The sequence below is a fragment of the Streptomyces phaeolivaceus genome, assembly GCF_009184865.1.
Classification (GTDB): Bacteria; Actinomycetota; Actinomycetes; order Streptomycetales; family Streptomycetaceae; genus Streptomyces; species Streptomyces phaeolivaceus.
The window spans coordinates 5,302,063-5,325,314 of the sequence record NZ_CP045096.1; the positions used below are offsets into that span (position 1 = coordinate 5,302,063).

General features: G+C 72.5%; 20 protein-coding genes and 1 pseudogene. 7 read left to right on the forward strand and 14 right to left on the reverse strand.

The features are described from left to right. Window positions 1-153 precede the first annotated feature (153 nt). Complete coding sequence (locus tag F9278_RS24995; RefSeq protein ID WP_193241618.1) at window positions 154-348, reverse strand: hypothetical protein; 195 nt, start codon at window positions 346-348, stop codon at window positions 154-156. A 126-nt stretch (window positions 349-474) separates the two neighbouring features. Further along, window positions 475-699 carry a hypothetical protein gene (locus F9278_RS25000; protein ID WP_152170320.1) on the reverse strand — a complete coding sequence of 75 codons (225 nt, stop codon included), beginning with the start codon at window positions 697-699 and terminating at the stop codon, window positions 475-477. Window positions 700-891: 192 nt separating this feature from the next. Between F9278_RS25000 and F9278_RS25005 the strand changes: the two genes are divergently transcribed. Next, window positions 892-1,524 carry a hypothetical protein gene (locus tag F9278_RS25005; protein ID WP_152170321.1) on the forward strand — a complete coding sequence of 211 codons (633 nt, stop codon included), beginning with the start codon at window positions 892-894 and terminating at the stop codon, window positions 1,522-1,524. Between the two features lie 92 nt (window positions 1,525-1,616). Here F9278_RS25005 and F9278_RS25010 read toward each other — a convergent pair whose 3' ends face one another. Then, entirely contained in the window at window positions 1,617-2,273 is a 657-nt protein-coding gene (locus F9278_RS25010) for a TetR family transcriptional regulator (RefSeq protein ID WP_404818941.1), read from the reverse strand. A 77-nt stretch (window positions 2,274-2,350) separates the two neighbouring features. Here F9278_RS25010 and F9278_RS48220 point away from each other — a divergent pair, with 77 nt between their 5' ends. Beyond that, entirely contained in the window at window positions 2,351-2,554 is a 204-nt protein-coding gene (locus F9278_RS48220) for an NAD(P)-dependent oxidoreductase (protein WP_264300178.1), read from the forward strand. 81 nt (window positions 2,555-2,635) lie between these two features. Here F9278_RS48220 and F9278_RS48225 read toward each other — a convergent pair whose 3' ends face one another. After that, entirely contained in the window at window positions 2,636-3,940 is a 1,305-nt protein-coding gene (locus F9278_RS48225; protein ID WP_264300179.1) for an alpha/beta hydrolase, read from the reverse strand. Window positions 3,941-4,341: 401 nt separating this feature from the next. Here F9278_RS48225 and F9278_RS25025 point away from each other — a divergent pair, with 401 nt between their 5' ends. Beyond that, window positions 4,342-6,549, forward strand: coding sequence for a TerD family protein (locus F9278_RS25025; RefSeq protein WP_152170323.1), 2,208 nt, complete (start codon window positions 4,342-4,344; stop codon window positions 6,547-6,549). 40 nt (window positions 6,550-6,589) lie between these two features. On the opposite strand, the gene F9278_RS25030 is transcribed toward F9278_RS25025, so the two are convergent. Next, the gene (locus F9278_RS25030) at window positions 6,590-7,834 is read right to left on the reverse strand and encodes a cytochrome P450 family protein (RefSeq protein WP_152170324.1); all 1,245 of its coding nucleotides are present in this window, start codon (window positions 7,832-7,834) and stop codon (window positions 6,590-6,592) included. Between the two features lie 155 nt (window positions 7,835-7,989). Between F9278_RS25030 and F9278_RS25035 the strand changes: the two genes are divergently transcribed. After that, complete coding sequence (locus F9278_RS25035) at window positions 7,990-8,682, forward strand: TetR/AcrR family transcriptional regulator (RefSeq protein WP_152170325.1); 693 nt, start codon at window positions 7,990-7,992, stop codon at window positions 8,680-8,682. Window positions 8,683-8,867: 185 nt separating this feature from the next. Here the strand turns inward: F9278_RS25035 and F9278_RS25040 are convergent, their stop codons facing one another. Together F9278_RS25040 and F9278_RS25045 are read right to left on the reverse strand one after the other, a co-directional pair. After that, window positions 8,868-9,071, reverse strand: coding sequence for a ferredoxin (locus F9278_RS25040; RefSeq protein ID WP_152174108.1), 204 nt, complete (start codon window positions 9,069-9,071; stop codon window positions 8,868-8,870). 254 nt (window positions 9,072-9,325) lie between these two features. After that, on the reverse strand, window positions 9,326-10,402 hold the full coding sequence (locus tag F9278_RS25045) for an SCO2400 family protein (RefSeq protein WP_226966919.1): 1,077 nt from the start codon (window positions 10,400-10,402) through the stop codon (window positions 9,326-9,328). 486 nt (window positions 10,403-10,888) lie between these two features. On the opposite strand from F9278_RS25045, the gene F9278_RS25050 reads away from it, so the two are divergent. Continuing rightward, a complete protein-coding gene (locus F9278_RS25050) occupies window positions 10,889-12,655 on the forward strand; it encodes a lysyl oxidase family protein (protein WP_226966920.1) in 1,767 nt (588 codons plus the stop codon). A gap of 413 nt (window positions 12,656-13,068) precedes the next feature. Here the strand turns inward: F9278_RS25050 and F9278_RS25055 are convergent. The 3 genes and pseudogenes from F9278_RS25055 to F9278_RS25070 all read right to left on the reverse strand — a co-directional run. Continuing rightward, a pseudogene (locus F9278_RS25055) lies at window positions 13,069-13,434 on the reverse strand (MFS transporter); the annotation flags it as partial. Window positions 13,435-13,639: 205 nt separating this feature from the next. Next, window positions 13,640-14,209, reverse strand: a complete 570-nt coding sequence (locus F9278_RS25065) for an AMIN-like domain-containing (lipo)protein (protein ID WP_152170327.1) — start codon at window positions 14,207-14,209, stop codon at window positions 13,640-13,642. Between the two features lie 93 nt (window positions 14,210-14,302). Next, on the reverse strand, window positions 14,303-15,106 hold the full coding sequence (locus tag F9278_RS25070; RefSeq protein WP_226966921.1) for a hypothetical protein: 804 nt from the start codon (window positions 15,104-15,106) through the stop codon (window positions 14,303-14,305). 173 nt (window positions 15,107-15,279) lie between these two features. On the opposite strand from F9278_RS25070, the gene F9278_RS47335 reads away from it, so the two are divergent. Further along, window positions 15,280-18,420: a SpoIIE family protein phosphatase gene (locus tag F9278_RS47335; RefSeq protein WP_226966922.1), complete on the forward strand. Its 3,141-nt coding sequence runs from the start codon at window positions 15,280-15,282 to the stop codon at window positions 18,418-18,420. On the opposite strand, the gene F9278_RS25085 is transcribed toward F9278_RS47335, so the two are convergent. From F9278_RS25085 to F9278_RS25100, 4 genes are all read right to left on the reverse strand, one after another. Further along, window positions 18,372-18,740, reverse strand: a complete 369-nt coding sequence (locus F9278_RS25085) for a hypothetical protein (protein WP_152170328.1) — start codon at window positions 18,738-18,740, stop codon at window positions 18,372-18,374. The genes F9278_RS47335 and F9278_RS25085 overlap by 49 nt on opposite strands. Before the next feature lie 32 nt (window positions 18,741-18,772). After that, window positions 18,773-19,192 carry a hypothetical protein gene (locus F9278_RS25090; protein WP_152170329.1) on the reverse strand — a complete coding sequence of 140 codons (420 nt, stop codon included), beginning with the start codon at window positions 19,190-19,192 and terminating at the stop codon, window positions 18,773-18,775. 144 nt (window positions 19,193-19,336) lie between these two features. Then, complete coding sequence (locus F9278_RS25095) at window positions 19,337-20,374, reverse strand: ArsR/SmtB family transcription factor (RefSeq protein ID WP_152170330.1); 1,038 nt, start codon at window positions 20,372-20,374, stop codon at window positions 19,337-19,339. A 304-nt stretch (window positions 20,375-20,678) separates the two neighbouring features. Next, window positions 20,679-22,310: an alpha/beta hydrolase gene (locus F9278_RS25100; protein ID WP_152170331.1), complete on the reverse strand. Its 1,632-nt coding sequence runs from the start codon at window positions 22,308-22,310 to the stop codon at window positions 20,679-20,681. Window positions 22,311-22,544: 234 nt separating this feature from the next. On the opposite strand from F9278_RS25100, the gene F9278_RS25105 reads away from it, so the two are divergent. Next, entirely contained in the window at window positions 22,545-23,051 is a 507-nt protein-coding gene (locus F9278_RS25105) for a hypothetical protein (protein WP_152170332.1), read from the forward strand. The last annotated feature ends 201 nt before the right edge of the window (window positions 23,052-23,252 follow it).

Genomic DNA, 23,252 nt, shown 5'->3' on the forward strand with positions numbered 1-23,252 from the left:
TCAGGGAGAACGACTCCTGTCCCGGCCCGGGAGTTGTGCGGGTGCCGGCCGAAGCGCGGGGAGTCGGGTGGGCGCCGACGCGCACGGGAGCGACCCGTTTCGCCGACGACTGGTTCGGCCGGTCGTCCGTTGTCGCCCAGTTGTTGCGACCTTCTAGCCGTTGTCGCCGGTGTTCCGGTCGTTGGACGCGGTGTTCGCGCGGAGGAGCACCTTGCTCGCGGCCTCCGTCGTCCGGGCCACGCCGCGTGCCCAGCGGGGGGCGTCGCCTCGGGCCGTCCAGTAGACGCAGGCGCAGCCGCCGAGCGCGAGAAGGATGACGATGGACAGAATGAGTATCAGCACGGTCATTCTCGCTCTCTGGCGGGCCGAGGAGTGACAGATACCGACCTTAGCCAGGCAGGGACCGAACTCATCCGGACGTTCTGGATCTGGACGTTCCCGTGACGGACCCGGTACCGCGGCGGTACCGCTTGTTCACGCGTGCTGTCGCTGTCCCCGGCCGCGCAGCAGGCTGACACCCGCGCCGAGCGAGACGACGCCCATGCCGACGGCGGTGGCTATGCCGACGGCGGTGGCTATGCCGACGGCGGTGGCTATGCCCTGCGCGCCGTCGACGACGAAGGGCGCGACCGCGGCGACGGCGAGGTTGAACAGGAACAGGAACCACAGGACGGGCTTCGAGCCGAGCAGGGCCTTCATGGGAATCGCCTGTCGAGGGAAGCAAGGAAGTGGAGAAGTGCCGGTGAGGTCCGCTTGACCTCGTGCTTCCACGATCCCGTGCGGCGGTCCTCGCCACGAGGGAGTGCTCTCCCGGACCGGGGGTGTAGCGGGCTACACCCCCGGTACACCCCAGGTCCGGTCAATGTCAGTGGCGGGCAGTACGTTCCGGCCATGGGCATCTATCTGGTGAGCGTCGACGCGGAGGAATGGTTCTCTGAGGACCAGGACGAGCACGGGGACGAACCGGGGCGGGGCCGTCTCGCCTCGGCGCTGAACGAGGAGCTGCGACGGCGAGGGCTGCCGCCGTACGACTCGGTGCCCGGGGAGACGGCCTTCGTCCGTGGCTCCGGACTCGCCTTCGAGGAGAAGCTGGTCCCGCCGATGGACGGCTTCGTCGGGCTGTGCGACGCCCACCTCACCCGCGAGGAGACGGGACTCCTGTGCGGCTGGTCGCTGCTGGTGCCGTTCTCCCTGGAGGAGGAGATCCGACTCGACGTCGAGTCGGGCTACACGGACGTGACCACGGTCGCCGGCGCTCCTCAGGTCCTGGCGCTCGCGGAGCGGCTCGCGGCGGCCGTCCGACTGCCGCCCGAGACCCCGGAGATGTGCGACAACCTCGACCTGACCACATGGTTCCTGGACGGAGACGCGAAGAGACTGGCTGCGGTCCGCCCCGGCCCATGGGCCGAGGCGGTCCGCCCCGGCCCATGGGCCGACGACCTCGACACGGCCTTCTACGTCGCCCTCTATCTGCGCGCCGCGCAGCACTCGCTCCGCCGCGGCTGCCCGATCGTCTACACCTGACGGACGAGTACGCCGTCTCTGCCGTCTCTGCCGTCTCTGTCGTATCTGCGTCGTATCTGCCCTCTCGGGCCTCCCGTCCCCGCCCTCGGCCGTTACGCCAGTGTCGCGAACGCCTCGTCCAGGAGGGCGACCAGGTCGAGGTCGCCGTCCGAGGCGGTCCAGTGGTCGAGGGCGACGTCGAGGCAGTCGAGGGCGGCGGCGGCCCGTACGGTCTCGGCGAGGCCCGGAGGCCCCGAGGTGCCGTGCCGTTCGGCGAGCGCGCGGGCGAGCGTGGGCCGCCAGCCGTGCTGTTTCTCCAGTTGGCGGGCGCAGAGCGCGGGGGTGTCCCGGACGAGCTGGGCGGTGGCGAGGGAACCGGCCGGGTCCTGGTGATACCGCTGGATGACCGTGTCCAGCGCCCGCCGCAGCGCCGTCCAGTCGTCCTCGTCGGCGGGGCGGGCGCGCAGCGCGTCGGCGACCCAGCCGCCGTGCGCGTCGAAGGCGCCGAGCACGGCGTCCTCCTTGGTGCCGAAGTAGCGCAGGAACGTGCTCCGGGACACCCCCGCGGCCGACGCCAGATCGTCGAGTGTCACCTTGTCGAAGCCGTCGCGCAGGAACAACTCGAAGGCCACCTGGGCCAGTTCGGCCCGTACGGCGGCCCGTGCGATGTCCCTGGTGTTCGCCCGCGCGGACTTCCCAGGGCTCGTGGGTGCCGCGCCGCCCGCACCGCCCGCACCGCTCGTTCCGTTCACCCCGCTCACCCCGCTCACCCCGCGATGCTACCGCCCGGACGACCCTCGCTTGCAGGTGTGCGCCTCAGTGGCCAGCGTGACACGCGGTTTCACCTTTGGTATCCACTCCCACGGAAGACCGGAGAACCGGTGTCATGACCAAGACCCTCGGACTCATCGGCAGCGGCATGATCGGCGGGGCGCTGGCCCGGCTGGCCGTCGCCGCGGGCCTGGACGTCGTCCTCAGCAACTCGCGCGGCCCCGAGGCGACCGAACGCCACGGGGCCGCGCTGCTGGATCTGCTGGCACGCAACCTCTGAGGGGAGCCGGAGCGGTAGTGGCGCAGGGGTGTACGGGGGCGCGGGTGGGGCGTGCGCGCTGTGGCGCGCACGCCCCGGGTGTCACCGGTGCCCTGCCCCCACCACCCTCCGCAGGAACTCCGCCAGCGTGCGCGTGGCCGTGTTGTGTTCCGTGGCGGCGAAGAGCGGGTCGAGGTGGTTCATGCCCTCGTCGGTCTCGTAGACGCCGTACGGGATACGGGACTCGGCGACGACACGGCGGGCGCTCTCCACGACGGTGCCCCGGGAGTAGCTGGTCTGGAAGGCGTAGAGGGGTATGTCGAGGCCGGGGGCGTGCCGCAGGCGCAGCCCGAGGGAGCGGGCGAGGTCGGTGTCGGCGTAGACGTCGCTCACGTCCAGGTCCACGGAGAGCCGGGCGGGCCAGTACCACTCCCACACCCCGGGCACGGGCCCGGCGTACGCCTCCGCGACCCGCCCGATCGGGGTGATGCCGTCGTCGACCCACCCGCGTACGCCGTCGCCGTCCGCTTCGGCGGCGAGGCGCCCGGAGTGGACGCTGATGTCGTTGGGCCAGCCGAAGCCGGCGTCGACGAAGCTGCCGAGCAGCGCGGCGTTGGTCACCGGGAACGGCACCCGCAGCGCGGCGGGCACCCGGTCCTGGAGCACGGACCGGCCGGCGGGGTCGTGGTGGGCGTACCACCCGGCGAGCTGGTACCAGATCTGGGTGCTCTCGGCCCGGTCGCCGAGGCCGACACCGCTGAGCGTCATGTCGAACACCTGGCCGCCGGCGATGGCCGCGAGCCGCTCCCGTACCTCCTCCGGCGAGTCCCGCACGGGCGCCCCGGTCCCCTCGAACGCGCCGCGCACGCCCCCGTCGAGGACCGCGAGCCCTGCGAGATCCCGGTATCCGGCCCGCCCGTCGAAGTCCCAGGCCGCGTACGCCAGCGCGGTGGTCGAACCCCAGGAGTGCCCGCCGAGCACGACCCGCCGCCGTCCGCCCGCGCGGGCGGCGAGGACGACACACCGCAGATCGTCGAGGGTCCGCTCCAGCCCCCACCGCCCGAAGTACCCGGCGGAGGCGGGCTCGACGGTCCGATACCGCCCGTCGAGGTAGTACCCCACGGGGTCGGCCCCGGCGCTTTCGGACGCGCTTTCGGACGCACTCCCGAACCCGCTTCCGAACCCGCTCCGGTCGGCGAGGTTCTCCTCCCGCCGGTCGACGGCCCACACCTGGATCCCGGGCACCGAGGCCACCAGGTCCCGGGCCGTCAGCCGGAAGTCGTTGGCGGCCCCGAACATCCCCGGGACCAGCACCACCACGGTCCCCGCGTCCGGCGCCCCCACCTTCAGCACATGCACCCGATCACTCCCGACGGGCCCACCCCCGGCCCCGACCGCGACAGGCACATACACCTCCCCGGCACCCCCGGAACTCCCGGCACGCCCCGCGCCCCCACCGCTCCCGGACCGAGCGGACGAGGCCCAAGCACTCCCGCCCCCGCCCCCGATCCCGGCCAGGGCAAGCCCTCCGCCCAGCCCACCGCACAACACCGCTCTACGCGCCGGCCACTTCGTCATCTCCGGTCGTCTCCTTGGAAGTTGGGGGTAACGACACTCGCCCAAGCTTCTCCCGGCGTTCCCGAGGGGCCGTCACCGGGGCCTCGGGCGGACGGTTTCCGACGGATCGGTGTATGTCGGCGTGTGGCGCACTAGAGTTTTGTCCGCGCTGAATGTGTGGCATGTCACACGGGGAGTACGTGACGGGCGCAGGGGGCCCGGCATGCCCGTGTGCGGGGATTGGGGGTTTGATGCACGAGATGGTCAAGGGCGCCAACGTGGGGTTGGCGGGGCTGAGCGACAACGTCGACTCGGTGAGCGTGACGCTGGGATGGGCCAGTTCGACCGGTGAGGGCGACGCGGACGTGTCGGTCATGCTGCTGGGCGAGCACGGGAAGGTGCGCGGCGACGGCGACTTCTACTTCTACAACAACCCGGTGGCCGCCGACGGCAGCGTGCAGCTCCTGGGCAAGAAGCCGGCCGGGGAGGGCAGCGAGGACCAGATCGTCTTCGACCTGACGGCGATCCCGGACGACGTCGAGCGCATCGTCGTCGCCGCGAGCCGGTACGAGGACGCGCGCTTCGGTGAACTCGACGACCTGTGCGTGACGTTGGCCGACAGCTCCGGTGAGGGGCTGCTCCGGTTCGCGATCGACGACGCCGGATCGGTGAGCGCGTTCATCTTCGGCGAGCTGTATCGGCGTGCGGGCGAGTGGAAGTTCCGGGCCGTCGGCCAGGGCTACGACACAGGCCTCGCGGGCCTCGCCACGGACTTCGGCGTCGATGTCGACGACGACGTCGAGGAGAGCGTCGAAGAGGGTGGCGAGGAGGGCGTCGAGGACGAGTCGGCCGAGGGAGTGGGCGAGCGGGCGGAGTCGGCCGACGCGGCCGGTACAGCACCTGCGGTCCCGGTCCCGGTCCCGGTCGCGGTCACGGCCGCCGGGCAGGAGCAGGAGTCTGCGGCGGCAGTGGCAGCGGCTCTCCCCGCCCTCCCCGCGCCACGGCAGCCCGGCGAGGACACGGAGCCGAAAACGACGGCGGAGACGGCGGAGACGGCGGAGACGCAGGGCGCGACGGCGGGCGTATCGGAGTCGGAGACGGCGCCCAAGAAGGTGTCCGCGCGCCCCCGGACCGCCAAGAAGAAGGTCACGCTGCCCAAGGCGGTGAAGAAGTCCCTCGCGGAGAACGAGTCCTGGAAGGAGGCCCGGCTCTTCCCGGTGTCGGCGCTGAAGAGCGACCGCGACCGGGAGACGCGGGCCACCTCGGTGCTGCTGTCGGTGATGGCGCAGGTGCCGGAGTTCGGCAGGCGGCTCACCGCCGCGTTCGGGGCGCCGGCGGGCCGCACGGAGACGTTCACCGAGGTCTCCCTGCCGCACGGCGAGACACCGAGGCGCCCGGACGGGGTGATCCGGGTCGAGCGCGCCGGCAAGCTGTGGACGGCGCTGGTGGAGACCAAGACCAACGGCAACGCCCTCAGGGCCGAGCAGGTGCAGGCGTACATGGACATCGCCGCGCGCCGCGGCTACGAGGCCGTGATCACGCTGTCCAGCGATGTCGCGCTGGAGGGCAGTCCACTCGTCGACGTCAAGATCGACGGCCGGCGCAAGCACAAGGTGGCACTCTGGCATCTGTCCTGGGCCGAGGTCGCCCACCAGGCGCAGATGCTGCTCCGGCACGAGGGCGTCGGCAACAGCGCGCACGCCTGGCTGCTCCAGGAACTCCTGCACTACCTCCAGCACGACAACTCCGGCTGCCACGGCTTCCAGAACATGGGCGCGGCCTGGGTCCCCGTCCGCAACGGCATCGACGACGAGACGCTCTGCCAGGGCGACCCGCGCACCCTGGAGGTCGTCGAGAGCTGGGAGCGGCTCATCCGCCAGGTCTGTCTGGGCCTCGGCGGTGAACTCGGCCAGAAGGTGCTCCCGGTCCGCCGCGCCAGACGCGGTACCGACCCCGGGGAGCGGCGCGCGCGCATGGCCGACGAGCTGTGTCAGCAGGGGAAGTTGCGGTCGGAGGTGCGCATCGAGGGCACACCGGGTGTCCTCGCGCTCAGCGCCGATCTGCGTACGGGCAAGCTGCGTACGTCCATCGAGATCCCCGCACCCGAGCAGGGCTACCCGCTGAACTGGGCCAAACGCCTGGTCAAGCGGCTGTCCGAGGCGCCGGCGGACCTCCATGTGGAGACCCTCGTCGAGGGCGGGACCGGCGGCCCCCGGGGCACCCTGGAACGGCTCCGCCCCGAACCGGCGGACCTGCTCCCCGCGAACGGCGCGCAGATCACCGGCTTCCGGCTGTCCCTCTTCAAGGGCATGGGCAGTACGCGCGGCAACGCCGAGTCCGGTTTCATCCGCAGCGTCGACGACGCCGTACAGCGGTTCTACGCCTCTGTCGTGGTCCACCTCGACAGCCCGGCTCCGCGCCGGGCCGCGTCCGCGGAACGGGCGGTCGCCACCGGCTGACCCGCTGACCTGCTGACCCGCTGACCCGCTGACCCGCCGATCAGTTGACGGCTGATCGGCGCCACGGCTCGGGCGGTCGCCCCAGGTGGACCGGTAGTTCCGGTAGGCCTCGGAGGAGGGCGCTGGTGCGCCAGGTGAGGGGGGTCGGGGTGGGGGCGAGGGTGAGGTGGGGGTGGTGCCGGAGGAGGAGGCGCAGGGCGATGGTGGCCTCGGTGCGGGCCAGGGGGGCGCCCAGGCAGTGGTGGAGGCCGTGACCGAAGGCGAGGTGGGAGTGCGGGCGGCGGGTGAGGTCGAAGCGGTCGGGGTCCGGGAAATGGGCCGGGTCCCGGGAGGCGGCGGCCAGGGAGATCTGGACGGCGTCGCCGGGGGAGACCGGGGCGTCCGCGAGGATCAGGGGTTCGGCGGCGAAGCGTAACGCCGTGCCGTGGACCGGGGAGTTGTAGCGGAGGGATTCCTCGACCGCCGCGCCCGTCAGGGTGAAGTCGGCCCGCAGCGCGGCGAGTTGGTCCGGGTGCGTGAGCAGGCTGTGGACGGTCGCCGAGATGAGGTTGACCGTCGTCTCATGGCCGGCGACCAGGATCAGGAAGGCCATGCCGAGGAGTTCCTCGGAGGTGAGGGCTTCGGAGGTGAGGGACTCGGAGGGGAGGGACTCGGGGGACCGTGCCGCGAGTTCGCTGAGCAGGGTGTCGTCGGGGGTGGCGCGCTTTCGGGCCGTCAGGTCGGTGAGGTAGTCCGTGAGAGAGGCGGCGGCGCCTGCCGTCGCCTCCGGGGACGTCGGCATCACCAGTTCCGTCGACCAGTCGTGGAAGACGTCCCGGTCCGTGTCGGGGACGCCCAGGACCTCGCGGATCACCGCCACGGGGAGCGGCAGCGCGTACCGGCTCACCAGGTCCGTCGTCCCCTCGGCGGGCAGCTCCGCCAGCAGGGCCGTCGCGATCTCCTCGATCCGGGGGCGTAAGGCGGCCGTCCGGGCCGGGGTGAAGTGCGCGGCGACCGACCGGCGCAGCCGGGTGTGCTGCGGCGGGTCGCTCTGCAGCATGTTGACGCCGATCGCGTGACCGCCGTCCGTGTCCCAGGCGGAGTGCCGGATGTCGTTGCTCAGCCGGGGGTCCGTCAGCGCGGCCCGCGCGGCGTCCCGGCCCACCACCAGCCAGCAGTCACCCGTCTGCGGGATGTGCACCCGGTGCACGGGGCCCCGCGCGCGCAGCGCCGCGTAGACCGGGTGCGGGTCGGCCGCGAAGTCGTGCCCGTCGGGGGCCAGTTCGTCCAGCGTGGGTGCTCGCATGACTGGTCGCCGTCTTTCGGTTCGCGGGTGGGTGGGCCCTGAGTGACCTCTGTCCTATGTGGGGAGTGGTCCCCGTTTAATGTCTCAACGATAGCATCGGTGCTGTCGGGGGCATCGGTGCGGGGTGCAGTTCCCGTTTCAAGCGGAGGATCAGGATGACCGTCGGTGCGGACCCCGCGACACCGTCGCCACGGCGGCGCGACGCGCGGCGGAATCGGGAGCTGCTGGTCGCGGCGGCCCACGAGGTGTTCACCGAACAGGGGCTCGAAGCGCCGCTGGATGTGATCGCCCGCCGGGCGGGGGTGGGGAACGCGACGCTCTACCGGCACTTCCCGAGCCGGGCCACCCTCATCGACGCCGTCTTCCACGATCAGCTCACGGGCACGATGGCCGTGGGGGACCGGGTCCGGAGCGCGCCGGACGCCTGGACCGGTCTGAACGAGTACCTCGGGGCGGTCTTCGGCACGCTCGCGGTCGACCGGGGCACGAACGACCTCATGACCACACATGTGCGCGGGGTCGACGTCCTGGAGGACGTGCACGAGCACAACCGGCGGACCGTGGACTTCCTGCTGGGGCGCGGCCGTGACGAGGGCACGGTCCGGGCCGACGTCACCACCGAGGACGTCCTCTTCGCCCTCGCCGCCCTCGGCCGCGCCGTCCCCGCGCTCACCTCCGCCACCGCCCCGGACGCCTGGCGCCGCCCCCTCTCCCTCCTCCTGGACAGCCTCCGCCCCCCGGGCCCCACGACAACCCCGCCCCCACCCCTGCCCGGCCCCGCGCTCACCGCCGGCCAACTGGAGGAGGTCCTGGCGGAGTTGGGGCCGCATCGGGCGGCGAGGGGGTAGGGGCGGGAAGAGGCAGGAAGAGGGCAGGAAGAGGGTGGGAAGCGGGCGGGGCGGCGCGGCCGTCGTCGTTCACGCGTCGTGGGGACTGGCCTGGGTCGGGGGCGGGGGTGCGGGGGTGCGGTCGTCAGGCCGGGTGGGCGGGGGTGGCCCCGCCCACCCGGCCTGACGACCAGGGTGTCGGGCGCTCAGCCCTCCTCGTCGTCCACCCCGATCGCCCCCGCCGGGCAGACCGCCGCCGCCTCGTGGACCGTCGGGTGGTGGGAGGGAGGTGGGGTGGGGGCGAGGAGGACGGCGATGCCGTCCTCGTCGCGTTGGTCGAAGACCTCGGGGGCGATGAGGACGCATTGGCCGGCGCCGCGGCATTTGGTCTCGTCGATGTGGAGTTTCAGGTTCGTCATGAGGGGGCGGGTCCTTTCGTCCTTCCGTCGTCACCAGCGGACCGGGACTCGCGCAGGCCGCCGACCAGGAGGCCCTCGACCTTGCGCAACTCGTCGGCGGGGCCGACGAGCACTGAGGGATGGGGCGGGGCGGTACGTGTAGGGGCCGGCCGTCGTCGGACGGTCGGCCCCTCGGCGCGCGGTCGGTCGTACGGGGTCGGCCGTACGACCGTCCCTGTGCCCGAGTTGCCTCGGCTCGGCTCGGCTCAGCTCACGCAGACGAGCCCGAGCAGGCACAGCCCCGAGGGTGACGTCGTCGCCGTGTCGGAACTCGAACCGTCCGACGCCCCCGAGTCCGAGCCGCTGCCGCCGTCGTCGGTGCCGGTCCCCGATTCCGTACCGGAGTCCGAACCCGTGTCCGCCGAGGAGCCGGCGTCGTCGGTGGCCGGGGGCGTGTTCGTCCCGTCCGTCGGGGTGGTGGTGAGGCCGTCCGTGGGCGTCCGGTCGGCGGTGGCGGAGGAGCCGGTCCGCGCCTCCTCGGCGGACGGCGTGGCCGAGTCCGTACGGGGGGAGTTGGGGTGCGCGCGGGAGCTCGACCGGTTCGCGGTGGAGCGGTCGCGCGAGGTGTCGCCGGACGGCGTCCAGGTGGGGGCGTCCGGGGTGCGCCGGGTGTCGTCGGTCTCCGTCGCCGACGACGTACGGCCGCCCTGCGAGCCCTGTTCCTCCACGGTGCCCAGGCTCTCGGCGTCCGGGGCGGTGGCCGCCTGGGTGCGGTCGGTGGACTGCCGGTCCATGCCCATGACGGTCAGCCCGCCGCCGACCAGCGCGACGGCGGTGGCGACCACGGCCCGGCGCTGGTTCTTCTTCCACCGCGCCAACTGCCGCCGCCGCGCGGCCCGCCCCTGGGGCGCCACAGGGACACCTTCGACGTCCACGTCCACGTCCGCGTCCGCGTCAGGGTCGCCGTCGAGAGCCGGGCCCGCGTCAGATCGCGCGTACATGTCCGCGTCGATGTCCTTGATGCCGGACACCGGCCGGTTCCCCGCGAACCCGTCGGACACCGGCCCCTCGTGCCAGCCCGCGTCCACCGCCCCGTACCCCCAGGCCGCCGTCGGCAGCGTCGGCACCATCGGTGCCGCCGGTGTCGTCGGCGGCATCGGGGTCGTCATCGGCCCGGTCGCGGTCGGCCCGGTCGGCCCCGACGGGACGCGGCTGTCGATCGTGGCCGGGGCTATGTCGGGCGCGTAGGCGCCGCAGCCGGGGCACACGAGGGCGCCGTTGAGATGTCGACGGCACGAGGTGCAGTAGTCCATGGAGCTATGGAGGTCTTCCTGTGTGGGCATGCCGTCGACCCGCCGGGCCGCGGCCCGGTCACATCACGTTCGCACGTGGGATCGAGCGGATCGAGCGGTCAGCAACGCTAACGAGCCATTCTCAGAGCTGTGTGCAGGCTGTGTGACGCTCCTGCGCGGATTCCCCGGGGACTTGGAGGCCGTTCCGCAGGGACGCGCGGGCATGTGTGCGAGCCGTGCCCGCCACGCCCGCCCACCGATTCCTGTCCACGCCCGCCCACTCATTCCCGGCCGCGCCCGCCTGCCCGCCCGCCACACGTTTCGTCGAATTCCGCATCAACAGGCAACCCACACCCTCCTTTTACCAATCTCTCAAGTTGCTCACAGGGTGAACGGGCCGGGTCCGGCCGGCCGGCTCCGGGGTGCGTTGGGGCGCATCCGTACGGCCGGCCGGGCCCGTCGGTCGTCGTCCGTGGGCTGCCCAGTCCGATGCCCCTGACCAGGGCACTCGCAGACGAGGAACCGATGACCAGCCAGATGACCAGCTCAACCACCCTGACCGACGGCCAGGACCGCCGCCGGCGCCTGACCCGCCCGGGGCTCGCCGCCCTGGCCTCGCTCACCGTGGTGGCCGCCGTCGCCGGTGCCGCCCCCGGTGCCGGTGCCGCGCCCGCCGCGACCCCCGGGAAGCCGCAGCTCAAGCTGATCGCCGCGTCCAAATCCGTGACGCTCACCCGGTACGAGTGGTCCAACGGCGTCAGCCTTCAGCTCGGGACGTATCTCTCGGTCGACAACGCGCCCCTGGAGTTCAAGGTGACGCGGAAGTCGTACAAGGATCCGATCGTCGCCAAGCAGATCCTGCGCGACGGCAAGACCACCAAGACGAAGACGCTCCCCGCGGGGACCGTCGACGACTTCTCCGGGCTGAAGGGCTTCCTGGAGATCTCGGTCAAGGACGCGGCCGGGAAGCAGGTCGTGAAGACGGACGGAAACTTCTGTCCGAACAACGCCTCGGGCCGGATCCGCCCGGACGCCCCCGCGACCAACCACTATCCGCAGAGCTGCTCCACCAACCCGTGGACGCTCGGCTCGGTGTGGGGCGTCGAGAAGGGCTGGGCCACCAACACCACCAGCTGGAACTACGACAAGACGGTGGACCTGCCGGCCGGCCAGTACACCGCCCAGGTGGGGGTGGCGAAGAAGTACCGCGACCTCTTCGGTCTCCCCAATGACCGGCCCACCATCAAGGTGACGGTCCGCGAGGACACCGAGGGGGGCGAGGGCCTTACGGCGTCCAAGTCCTCCTCGTCCGCCTCGTCCTCCTCGTCCGCCTCGTCCCACCACGGTGAAGGTCACGGCGGCGGTCACGGCGGCGACCATGCCCCGCAGTCCGCCCCGACCGGGCAGCGGCCGGCCCCCGACACCCACCACTACGGCCCGCGCGGCGCCGACGCCCCGACCCCGCCCGAGCTGCCCTACGCCCTCGTCGACCGGGGCCTCGCCAAGCACCTGGGCGACGGCTCCGGCCACACCGACGGCTCCCGGATCGCCCCGGCGCTGCAGGCCGCCCCCAAGCGGCCCACCGGCAAGGCGGGCGCCCCGGCGAACGTCCCGAAGCCGGACCTGCGTTCGCTGCCCGCCTGGGACATCGCCATCACCGACGGCGAGGACGGCGACGTCCCCGGCAAGGACTACCTCGCCTTCAGCGCGAACGTCTGGAACGCGGGCCCCGCGCCCCTCGTCGTCGACGGCTTCCGCAAGCCCGGCGCCGACCTGATGGACTCGTACCAGTACTTCTACGACGCGAAGGGCAAGCAGGTCGGCTACGCCCCCGCCGGCACCATGGAGTGGGACCCGCGCGAGGGCCACGAGCACTGGCACTTCACGGACTTCGCCAGCTACCGGCTGCTCAGCGCGGACCAGACCAAGGAGGTGCGCTCCGGCAAGGAGGCGTTCTGCCTGGCCAACACCGATGCCATCGACTACACGGTGAAGAACGCCAACTGGCACCCGGAGAACACCGACCTGTCCACCGCGTGCGGTTCCGAGGACGCCATCAACGTCCGTGAGGTCCTCGACGTCGGCTCCGGCGACACGTACACCCAGTACCGTCCCGGCCAGTCCTTCGACATCACCGACCTGCCGAACGGCACGTACTACATCCAGGTCATCGCCAACCCGGAGAACCGTCTCCAGGAGGCCAACCACAAGAACAACATCGCCCTGCGCAAGGTGATCCTCGGCGGCAAGGAGGGCGCCCGCACGGTCAAGGTCCCGCCGCACCACCTGATCAACGCGAAGTGACGTACGCCGCGTACGCCGCGTACGCCGCGTACGCCGCGCACACCGCCCGCGCGTGAGACGGCGACGAACCCCCGGGCCTCAGGGCCCGGGGGTTCGTGGGTGAGGGGTTCTTCGTGGTGCGGGGTGCGGGGTGCGGGGTGCGGGGTGCGGGGGTTCGTGGTGAGGGGTTGCGGGGCTCAGGCCTTGGCCGCCCCGGTGACCTCTGCCCGCTCCCCGGCCGGGTCTTCTCCCGCCGGACCCTCCCCGGCCGGGCCCGCTCCGGTCGCCAGCGCCGGGACGGCCGCGTGGCGGGCGGGGATGAAGGAGGCGAGGACGAAGGCGAGGAGCGCGGCACCCGCGCCGATGGCCATGACGACCTTGAAGCCGTTCTCGGAGGGGAGGGCGTAGCCGCCGAAGTCGGTGGTCATCTGGGCGAGGATGACGCCGGCGAGGGCGCCGAGCGCGGCGGAGGTCCAGAAGAGGAGGTGCCAGTCCCAGTTGTCGGCGATGAAGGCGGCGGCCGGGAGGCCGAGCGCGCCGCCCACCCCCAGCGAGGCGCTCATCAGCGCGGTCGACCCGGCGAGACGCTCGGCGGGCAGGACGTCCCGCATGATGCTGATGCCGAGCGGGATGACGGCGGCGGCCAGGCCCTGCAGACCCCGGCCGATGATCATCGGGACGAGCGAGTCGGCCAGGGCGCAGACCACCGAGCCGGACACCAGCAGCACGATGCCGAGCAGCAGCATCCGCCGCTTCCCGAACATGTCCCCGAGCCGGCCCACGACCGGCGTCGCCGGGGCCCGCTCGCCCGACTGGCCCCTCTCGCCGACCATCCCGACCCCGGCGTACGGGAGGACCTGGTGTGGGCGGTCGCCCGCTGGTCCACCCCCGGGGTCGGCGACCTGCTGGACCGCCTCGCCCGCGATCCGCATCCGGAGGTACGGGAGGCCGTGGAGGCGGTACGGGAGAGGTAGCCCTCCGCTCCCCTCCGCTCCCCTTCCCCGCCTACGTCCAGCTGTGCGCCACGTCCACCACCAGGCGGTCCGGGAGCTGGAGCACCCGGAACGGCAGCCGGGCGCGGATGCCGACACCGATCTGGGTCTCGCCCTCGAAGCTGCCGGCGAAGCGGGTGTCGCGGAAGGTGCGGTAGCCGGAGAGGTTCACGCCGGGCAGGTTCTTGCCGACCTTGCCCGGGTACACGACGCCACCCGTCTCGGGGTGGTAGCTCGGCGCGGCGATCCGGATCTCCAGGATGGCCCCGCCGGTCACCGGGATGAGGTCGCCGGAGGCGGACTGGTGCAGCCGGTCGACGTACTGGACCCAGTGGCCGAGGCCGTCGCCGCCGCCGGGGACGTCGAACACGATGCGGTCGAAGCAGTCGTGCCGGCCGGTCCTGATGTCCGTCAGCGGCACCGTGCCGCTGTCGGGGGTGCCCTTGACGCCGCTGCCCCAGCCCGTCGGGCAGGCCGCCGCCCGCGCGGCACCGCCGGGCGCGGCGCTCGCGGTGGCCGCCCCCGTCCCGATCGCGGTCCCCGCGAGCGCGAGTGCCAGCACCGTCGCTCCGATTCGTCGCATGTCGTCCCCCTTGGTCCACAACGCTGAGGTAGCGCTGGTATCGGAGGAGACGACCTGTTATGGCGGAAGGTTGTACTCCGGAACGGAAGTCGCCTACTTCTGGGCCACGGGGGTCGGTGAACCGTTGCGGTCGGGGTGGCGGCGGCGGGCCGTCGGGGTGGGGGAGGCGACCTTGTGGAGGAGGGGCGCGGCGGCGGTCCTCCCGGGGCCGTTGCCGGGAGGCCGGCTCACGTACCGGCTGTGCAGGCTGTCGTCGATCCGCCAGAGGATGCCCGTGGTGCGGCCCGTGGGGGCCGTCGCGTCGAGCTTGGCGGTGAAGGACGCCAGCCGGTCGTAGAGGGTGCGGGCCCGTGCCCCGGTGGCGGCCAGTTCCGAGGCCGCGGCCTCGCGGAGGGCGTCGAGGAGGTGGACCAGGTTGTGGCCGGAGAGCTGTACGTCCTGCATGCCGCCGTCCGCCTTGGTGATGCGGCCCGGCGGCAGATTGGGGTTCGCGGTGAAGTGGGCGACCCTGGTGGCGGTCGGGCCGACCCGGTCGTACGGGTCACGGGTGCTCTGGGTCCAGCCGGGCTCCCAGACGCCGAACGCGGTCCGGGCCAGGAAGGTCCAGGTGTCCTCGTGGCAGCGCAGGGTGAGGTACGAGACGCCGGCCGCGCACCGGAGCGTGCCGTTGTGCTGGTCGAGGGTGACCTGGTTGGCGGCGAGGGCGGCCCGCAGAACCGCGCGGTCCTCCTCCCGCCAGCGCCGCTCCTGCTCACCTCGCTGCGCCCTCAGCTCCCGTTTGAGCTGCTGGTTCTTCGTGTACTGCTCGACGAACGTCCTGAACAACGACTTGAACATGGGGCGCCTGCTGGGGTTGGGCCGGACATCCTGGGGTTGCAGCGGCCCAACGACGTTCATCAGATCTTGGTCACGGGGTCAGGCCCCGTCCCGAGCCCTCGCCGACCCGCCTCCGACCCGCCTCCGACCCGCCTCCGACCCATGACGAAGCGTCAATTGACGTTGTAGGCAAGGCTTGCGGAATTCCTGTGGCGGACTGCCTTACGTGTGAGTAGAGCATTAGGGTCTGCCGTATGAACGCACGGCTGGCCCTGCTCGGCACGGTGGATCCGGGTGTCGCGGAGAGCGAGGTCTTCCGGCTGGCGCTGCAGCACGCGGTCGGCGAACTCGGTGCCCTCGGCGGGATGATCCACCTCAGGGGGCCCATGTCGGCCCTGCGTCTGGTGTCGGTCACCGGTCTGCCGCCCTCCCTCACCCGCCCCTGGGAGATCATCGACCAGGAGGGCCCGCTGCCCCCGGCCCGCGCCCTGCACCAGGGCAGCGGCGTGTGGTCGCCACTGGGTTCCATGGCCCTCGCCTGGCCCGGCACCGGTCTCGCCGCCCTCCCCGTCTCCAGCCGTGACCGTACGGTCGGCGCGCTCACCGTCCTCACCGGCGACCGGGGCGAACCCACCGGCCTGCAGTGGGACTTCCTGCGGGCGGTCGTCGACTGGACCGAGGACCGCATGGCGCAGGCACCGCCGCCGTCCGGCCCCGCGCAGCCCGAGCCGGGCGGGGAGCGGCTGCGGCAGGCGCTGAAGGAGGTCAGCGTCGGCTCCTGGGACTGGGACATCCGTACCGGCGACCTGATCTGGGACGAGGCCGCCATGGAGCTGTACGGCACCAGACCGGCCGAGTTCACCGGCGAGATCGAGAACTGGATGCGGATCGTCCACCCCGACGATCTGCCGCCCACCCTGGCCGCCGCCGAGCGGGCCATCCGGGACCACACCGTGTACGAGGCGGAGTACCGCGTGCGGTGCCTCGACGGCAGCTGGGGTTGGACCCGGGCGCGCGGCCGGGCCACCTACGACGAGCACGGCGACCCTCAGCGGATGGTCGGCGTCGGCTGGGAGAGCAACGAGTCGCGGTCCGCGCGGGACGCGCTCGGCCGGGCCCTGCGGCACATGAGCGACGGCTTCCTCTCGGTCGACGACGACTGGCGGATCACCTTCGCCAACCTGGAGGCGGAACGTACCCTCGGTCTCTCCGAGGAGGAGCTGTACGGGCGGCTGCTGTGGGACCTGCCGGCCGTCCGCGACACCCCCGGCCTGGAGCGCCGCTGCCGGGAGGCCGCCGCCGAGGAGAAGCCCGCCGGGTTCGACGTCCGTCTGCCCGGGGACGCCCACCTCCCAAGAGACGCCCACCTCCCAAGGGACGCCCACTTCGCCGGGGACGCCCACTTCGCCGGGGACGTCCACTTCGCCGGGGACGTCCACTTCGGCGGGGACGCCCGTCCGCCCGACGACGGTCGCCGGTCCGACGACGGTCGCGCGCCGGACGGCGACCGTGTCTACCACCTGCGGCTGGTGCCCGGTCCGGACGGCCGCACTCTCTACTTCACCGATGTCACCGAGCGGCGGCGGCACGAGGAGGAGCGCCGTGAGGCCGAGCGGGCCGCCGCCGAGCGGGCCCACCGGATCGCCGCGCTGACCGCCGCGCTCGCCAAGGCCACCACCTCCGAGGACGTCGTCGACGCGGTCGCCCTGCGGGTGCTGCCGCCGTTCGGTGCCAGCGGCCTGCTCGTCCAGGCCGTCGAGCACGGCCGGCTGCACAACGTCGGCGCGGTCGGCTACTCGCCCGAGTTCATCGACCTCGTCAACCACCGTCCGAAGACGCCGTACGGCCCGGCCTGGGACGCCATCGACTCCGGCACCCCGGTCTTCATCTCCTCACCGCAGGAGTACGCCGCCTATGTGCCCCGCCACGCCGACCTGCCCGTGCGGGCCGGGAAGCAGTCCTGGGCGTTCCTGCCGCTGACCGCGTCCGACCACACCTTCGGCGTGTGTGTCGTCTCCTTCGACCGGCCGCGCCGCCTCACCGACGAGGAACGCACCCTCCTCACCGCGATCAGCGCGCTCCTCGCCCAGTCCCTGGAACGCGCCCGGCTCTACGACCTCGAACACACCCGGTCCCGCGAACTCCAGCGCGCCCTGCTCCCGCAGGACCTGCCCGTCCTCGCCGCCTGCGAGTCCGCCGCCCGCTATCTCCCGGCGGGGCAGGGCATGGACGTCGGCGGCGACTGGTACGACGTCATCCCGCTCTCCAGCGGACAGGTCGCCCTGGTCGTCGGCGATGTGATGGGCCACGGCCTGTCCGAGGCCGCCACGATGGGCCGGCTGCGGACCGCCGTGCACACCCTCGCCGACCTCGAACTGCCGCCCGACGAGATCATGAGCCACCTCAACGACATCGTCGGCTCCCTGGGCGAGGACTCGTACGTCACCTGCCTGTACGCCCTCTACGACTCCACCACCCAGGTCTGTTCGATCGCCCGCGCCGGGCATCCGCCACCGGCCCTGGTCCGCCCCGACGGGACCGTGCGCTTCCCGGAGTGGACCGCCGACCCGCCGCTCGGCGCGGCCGAGCCGCCGTTCGAGACGGTCGAGCTGAGCGTGCCCGAGGGCAGTCTGCTCGTGCTCTACACCGACGGCCTGGTTGAGTCGGCGAAACGCGGCATGGACGAGGGTCTCGCCGATCTGGCCCGGCTGCTGCGCACCGCCCACCAGGACGGCACCGCCGCCGACCTGGAACGTCTCTGCGACACCCTCACGCACGGGCTGCTGCCGCCGGGCCACGCGGCGGCGGACGACGCGGCCTTCCTCGTCGCCCGCCCGCACGCCCTCACCGACGACCGGATGGCCTCCTGGACGCTGCGCGACGACCCCAGGGCCGCCGGGCAGGCCCGCCGCCATGTCCGCGAGCAGCTCGCCGTGTGGGGCCTGGACGAGCTGGCACCCACCACCGAACTCCTCGCCAGCGAACTCGTCGGCAACGTCGTACGGCATGCCAAGGGCCCCGTGCGGCTGCGGTTGCTGCACGGGGCCGCGCTGGTCTGCGAGGTCTTCGACGGCAGCCTCACCATGCCCCGTATCCGCCGGGCCGGTGACACCGACGAGGGCGGCCGGGGCCTGCAGCTCATCACCGCCCTCTCCCAGCGTTGGGGCACCCGCTACACCACCACCGGCAAGTGCATCTGGACCGAGCAGTCCCTCGCCGGTCCCGGCCCGGACCGGGAGCCGCCCGCCGACCCGTCGGCCCACGCGCTCCTGGTCCCCGACGACTTCGACGGCGATCTGGACTCACTGCCCTTCGGGGACCTGGACGCGCCGTCCTTCGGGGACCCTCAGGGGCAGGACGGGGACGCCGCCGGCAGCGGGTCGGTCTCGCTGTAGATGTCGGTGTCCTTCATCCAGCCCCAGGCGCCGTTGTCGGCCTGGGTCCAGATCCAGCGGTTGGGGTGCGGGCCGCCGACGTTGCCGCCGAAGTCGTAACGGCACTTGAACCAGCTGGGGTTGCTGTACATGTGGCCCACGACTTCGAACGTGTACGGGTTCTTGTAGACGGCCGCCCCGGGCACGTTGTCGCACCACCAGTTGCCGCCGCTCTGCCAGCAGGGGTTCGCGGCGGACGCCGTGGGCGCGGTGAGCAGGCCGGCGCCGGTGGCGAGCGCGGTGGTGGCGAGCAGGGTGCCGATTCGGCGCGCGATACGCATGGTTGTGGCTCTTTCCTCGACCTGTCGTCCGGTCAGCAGTTGCGGAGGGAGTAGACGGGCGCCCAGTTGACGGCGTACACGGCGTTGTCGGCGTTGTAGGAGGCCAGTTGGTTGCCGCTCGATCCGTGGATGCGGGCGACCGCGCTGCCGGTCTGGCTGTTCTTGGCCTCGCCCCACTCGTTCCAGTTGGAGAGGGAGTAGCGGGCGCAGTTGTAGAAGTAGAAGACGCGGAACCGGTTGGCCGCCGGGTCCCAGACCGAGGCGCAGAAGTTGCCCGAGCCGCAGACGATGCCGGAGCCGGGGCTGAGCAGCTCCGAGCGGACGGCCGGTGAGGTGGTCGGGGAGGCGGCGGAGGACGCCGCCTGCGCCGGGCCGGAGGTCAGGACGGAGGACAGCACCAGGGCCAGGGTGCCGGCCGCGCCGAGCAGCGAGCGCTTGGTCGTGGGACGCATGGGTTCGGGTTCCCCCTGTGGGTGTCGAGCGGCCACCGGCCGCCCACCCATGCTCACGGCCCCCACCCGCCCCCCACCACAGCTTTCGAACAGGGTCGAATCCCGCAGGTCAGAGCGCGTCGGGGGGTGCCGGGTGGCGGTATGTCAGCGGCTTCGTCCGCCCCGGGCCACGGCCTTCGGCTGCGGGCGGAGTCCGCAGGGCGGGCCTCCTTCGAGGAGGTCGAGGCCGAGGGTGGTGGGGGTGTGGAGGACGGCGCCGCCGATGCGCCGGCTGGTGAGGAGGCCCGACTCACGGAGTACGGCCACATGGTGGCTGACGGTGGCCGGGCTGAGGCCGACGCGGGCCGCCAGTTCGCTCGTGGTGCGGCCCTCGGCGACCTCCTCCAGGACGGCGGCGCGGGCCCGGCCGAGCAGCGCGGCGAGGGCCTGCCGGGTGCCGGGGGCGACCGACGGCGGGGGCGCCAGCCAGCGCGGGTCGTGGGTCACCGGGTGCACCAGCACCGGCGGCAGCGAACCGTCCTTCAGCACGATCGGACCGGGCCAGCAGAAGAAGGAGGGGATGATCCGCAGCCCCCGGCCGTCCAGCCGCAGATCGCCCCGCAGATGCGAGCCGGCGATGTGCAGCACCGGCGCCGACCAGCGCACGCTGGGATGCAGTCCCTCCGCCAGCCCCGCGAACCCGGACCGCAGCAGCGCCCTGGCGGCGACCGACCGCGCCTCGTCGAAGCGGGCCCGGACATGCGTCCAGTACGGGGCGACGAACCGCTCGTGATGCCGCCTGACCAGACCGGCGAGCCCGCGCAGCGCCTGGGTGTCGCCGTCGGCGAGCGGGCGCGCCCAGCCGGGCAGCGGGCGGGCGAGGGACAGCTCCGTCAGATCGGTCCGCAGCCGGGCGCGGTCCGTGGCGAGCAGCGCGTCCACGCCCGCGTCGAAGCCGCCGGAGGCGCCGGCCGGGGTCAGGAAGTCCGCCGAGTAGCCGCGTGGCGGCGCGAGATGACGCAGCCTCGGCAGCTCCGGGTCGAACAGCCCACGGGTCGCCCGCCGCCAGCGGCCGAACACCAGGGTGCCGTCCCTGTTCTGCAGCAGATGCAGACTGAGCAGCCCCTCCCACAACGGGTCGGGCTCCTCCGCCAGCACCACCCGGGCCAGATCGTCGTACGTGAAATGGATCCGCAGCCCCACCGCTCCGCTCCCCCCAGGTCCGCGTGGCCAGACGTGCGGAACCCCGGGACGCTCGCCGTGGAGGGGCGGGCGCCCCGGGGTTCGTGCCGGCCGGTCAACCCGTTGAGCCGGTCGGTCCGTTGAGCCGGTCGGTCCGTTGAGCCGGTCGGTCCGTTGAGCCGGTCGGTCCGTTGAGCCGGTCGGTCCGTTGAGCCGATTAACCCGTCGAGCCGGTCAGCCCGTTGAGCCGGTCAGCCCGTTGAGCCGGTCGGTCCGTCGAGCCGGTCGGTCGGTCAGTCGGTCGGTCGGTCAGCCGGTCGGTCGGTCAGCCGACGTCGCCGATGCGCTCGACGCGCTCGTTGACGCCGTTGCGGAGTTCGCCCAGGGTCGTGCCGGGCGGGGCCGTCTTCGGGGTGGAGGACCGCGGCTGGGTCTCGTCCGCACAGGTGGTGCCGGAGGACGGGACCTTGAGGTCGACGAGGTAGTCCACGACCTTGTCCGTCGCACAGGCGCTGCGGCCGAACGCGGTGTGGCCCTCGGCGTCGAACGTCACCAGCGAGGCGTTGTCCAGCTGCCGGGACAGCGCGACCGCGTCCTGGTACGGGGTGTCCGGGTCACCGGTGGTGCCGAGGACCAGGATGGGCGCCGAGCCCTTGGCCCGGAAGGAGCCGTCGTAGCGGCTGGTCTTCTCGGCGGGCCACTGGACGCACGCGGTGGCGTGCTGGTGGTCGTAGGTCGGCGGGCCGAACGCCATGGCGGGGCCGAGCAGCGGCGCGTCCTTCGCGTTCGCCCGCACGTTCCGCTCCAGCTTGCGCAGGCTCTTCGGGTACTCCTTGTCGACGCACTCGACGACCACGTTCGGGCCGAGGAAGTCGAAGCTCGCCGGGGACGGCGGACGCAGCAGGAACGAGGTGTTGTCCCGGGCCTGCGCCTTCTTCAGCGCCGCGCCGAGCGAGGGCCAGATGACCTTGCCCTCGTTGATGTTGAACATCAGCCGGTAGACCAGGGTGTAGCCGTTGGCCTTCCCGCCGTTCGCGGTGGTCACGGGGTTGGCGTCGAGGTCCTTCTTCAGCTGCTCGAACGCCCCGCGCGGGTCCCCGTCGCCGAAGCCGCAGACCGCCGGGTCGGCGGCGCACCAGTCGAGGAAGCGGCCCATGGAGCCGTCCAGCGCCAGGTACTGCGCCCGGTCGTACTCGTAGGGGCGGTAGGCGTACTTGTACGGGTCGTACGCCCCGTCGAGGGTCAGCGCCCGCACCCGCTCGGGGAACATCGCCGCGTAGACGGTGCCGATGTACGAGCCGAACGACCGCCCGTAGTACGTCAGTCGCTCCTCGCCGAGGGCCTGGCGCAGCAGGTCGATGTCCCGGGCGACGTACTCCGTGCCGACGTACGGCAGCAGGCCGCCCGAGTTGTCCAGACAGGCCTGGTTGAACTCGGCGGCCTCGCGCAGCGCCGGGCCGAAGGCGTCCGGGCCGGGGACGCCCTTGGCGTCGGTGACGGCCTTGGTGTAGCGGGCGTCGTCGAAGCAGGTGAGCGCCGAACTGCGGCCGACACCGCGGACGTCGTAGCCGAAGACGTCGAACGAGTCGCGCAGGGCGGCCGGGAGGTCGTCGTAGTTGTTGCGGACGAAGTCCACGCCCGAGTTGCCCGGTCCGCCGGGCTGCATGAAGAGGGTGCCCTTGCGCTTGGCCGGGTCGGCGGCCTTCTTGCGGACCACGGCGAGGGTGATCTTGGTGCCCTGCGGCTCGCGGTAGTCCAGCGGCACGTCCGCGTTCGCGCACTCGTAGCCGCCCTGGCAGTCGGTCCAGGCGAGCGTCGGCACGGGCGGCGGCGGGGTCGAGGCCATCGCCTGCGTCGCCGTCGCGGTCCCCGTCGCCGCGAGCACGAGCGCGGTCACCGCGGCACCGGCGAGTCTGAGACGTGGGATACGTCTCGGTGTGTCCTGATGCGTGGTCATGGGTGTGGTCCCCCCTGGGCGGTCGAATCCCCAAGAACCCACTGGTCAAGGTGGGGTCAGGAAATGTCTAACGGAAGAGAGGGGAAAAAGGCCAGAGCGGTGCCACCGTGGCCGGGATTCCATGCAATCTCTCCACTACCTGACGGTAGTTACCGTCGTCAGTTACCGTGGTCGACGGTTCCTTCGTAATCTTGGAGACGCCCAACCCCCCACGATCACGAAGGATCCGCGCACGTGTCTTCCAAGAACAGCCGCCGTCTCCGGACCGCCGTCCTCGCCGCGGCCGTCGCCGCCGCCGGGCTCGCCCTCGCCGGACCCGCCGCCGCGGCCACGCCGCAGACCGCCACCACCGTGTCCACGGCGCCGCAGGCGTCCGCCATACCCGTCGACTTCGTCGACCTCGCCACCACCCCGCTCACCGCCGACGGCGAGAGCCACGAGGTCACCGTCACCTACCGCAACGACTCCGGTGCCGACCGGACCGTAGCCCCGCAGCTCCTCGTGGAGTCGCCGGACGCCGGCCCGTTCCTCGACCCGGCCACCGTCCGGGTCGAGCGCCGCACCACCGGCGGCTGCTGGGAGGCCGTCGGCCTCGGCAGCCAGACCGGCACCCTCTTCACCGACCTGACCACCGCCCGGCGCACCCTGCCGACGGGTGCCACCCTCACCGAGGTCTACCGCGTCACCGTCACCGACCCGACGGCCGAGGGCACCGTCCACCCGAGGATCGCCCTCTACTGACCGCGGGCCGTACCGCCCATCGACAAGGGCCGGGCCCTGCTCTTCCAAAGCGGGTGTCGCAGGTTCGAATCCTGCCTGAGGCACAGCGCGTTACCGCTCTGACCTAGGGTCTATCCCTCATGTAGGGCTCCTGATCGGCCTCGGACTCCTCGTCCGGGGCCGTTCGTGAGCGGACGGAGAGTTGATCTCCGAAATCTCTCC